The sequence below is a fragment of the Nocardia paucivorans NBRC 100373 genome (assembly GCF_000308675.1).
In the GTDB taxonomy this organism is placed as follows: Bacteria; Actinomycetota; Actinomycetes; order Mycobacteriales; family Mycobacteriaceae; genus Nocardia; species Nocardia paucivorans.
This window is the reverse complement of record NZ_BAGE01000016.1, coordinates 1-1,528: the sequence shown is the minus strand read 5'-3', so window position 1 is coordinate 1,528 and position 1,528 is coordinate 1. Positions and strand designations below refer to the sequence as shown.

At 66.6% G+C, this 1,528-nt stretch carries 1 protein-coding gene; it reads right to left on the bottom strand.

Annotated elements, in window-relative coordinates:
- A partial coding sequence (locus ON32_RS02595) for a condensation domain-containing protein (protein ID WP_040788455.1) occupies nucleotides 1-1,528 on the bottom strand: 1,528 nt, incomplete at both ends.

The window sequence follows — 1,528 nt, the reverse complement described above, 5'->3', positions numbered from 1 at the left end:
CCGCGCTGGGCAGATCGACCACCGAGATATCGAGGCCGGGTAGCGCGAGGTCGGCCTGCTCGAGGTTCTGGAACGCCAACATCACCTGGAACAGTGGATGACGTGCCTGGGAGCGTTGCGGCGCGAGCCGATCCACCAACTGTTCGAACGGGATATCGGCGTGTTCGAAGGCCACCAGATCGATCCCCCGAACCCGGGCGAGCACATCGACGAACCGCTCACCGGAATCGATCTCGGTGCGCAGAACCAAAGTATTGACGAACATGCCGACCAGATCGTCCAGTTCGGCCATCCCGCGCCCGGCGATCGGTGTGCCGATCGGGATATCGGTGCCGCCGCTCATTCGAGCCAACAGCACCGCCAGCGCGGCATGCATGACCATGAACAGCGACGAACCCTGCTGCCGCGCCACGTCGCGCAGCGCCCCCACCAACTCCTCGTCCAGGGGGAAATCGAGCGTGGCGCCCTGATACGACGCCACCGCGGGCCGGGGCCGGTCCACCGGCATACCCAATTCCTCGGTGACTCCGGCCAAGGTGTCGGTCCAGTATCGAATCTGTCGGGCGCTCAACGAGTCCGGATCGTCGGGTGAGCCGAGGACGGCTTGTTGCCACAGCGCGTAGTCCGCGTACTGGACGGGCAGGGGCGCCCACGACGGGGCTTCGCCGCGGGCCCGGGCAGCGTAGGCGATCGCCACATCGCGGGCCAACGGCACCATGGAAAAACCGTCCGCGGCGATATGGTGCACCACGACGGCCAATACGTACTCCGATTCCGTGCCGTCGGTCGTACGGAACAGTCGGGCGCGCACCGGCACCTGGGTGCTCACATCGAAGCCTGCGGTGACGAATTCGGTGATCGTGTCGATCAACCGATCCGCGGTCACAGGCACCGGGGTCAGCTCGCCCTCGACGGCCTCGACGGGCTCGATCAGCTGGATCAGCTTTCCGTCGCGCTCCGGGTACCGGGTCCGCAGCGACTCGTGTCTGCGCAGCACGTCGACCATGGCCGCCTGTAGAGCGTCGATATTCGGTTCACCCCGCAGCCGGATCACGATCGGCACGTTGTACGCCCCGGAACCGGTGTCGTACTGGTTGAGGAACCACATCCGTTGTTGGGCGGGCGCCAAGGGCACGAGCTCGGGGCGTGAGCCGGCGATCAGTGGTGGACGCCGCCGCCCTCGCCCGACCTGCCGTCCGACGCGGGATGCGAGCGACGCCACCGTGGGCGCCTCGAACAACAGCTGCACCGGGATCTCGGTATCCAATGCGGCTCCGAGTCGCGCCGCGACCCGCGTGGCGCCCAGACTGTCGCCGCCGAGGGTGAAGAACGAGTCGTCGAGCCCCACGGTATCGGTGTGCAGCACCTCGGCGAACGCTTCCGCAATAGTGCGTTCGAGTGATGTCCCGGGTGCGCGAAATGGTGCGGTCTCGGTGAATACCGGCTCGGGCAATGCCTTGCGGTCGAGTTTGCCGGTGGAGGTGAGGGGAATGCGGTCGAGCACCATGATGGCCGACGGCACCATGAA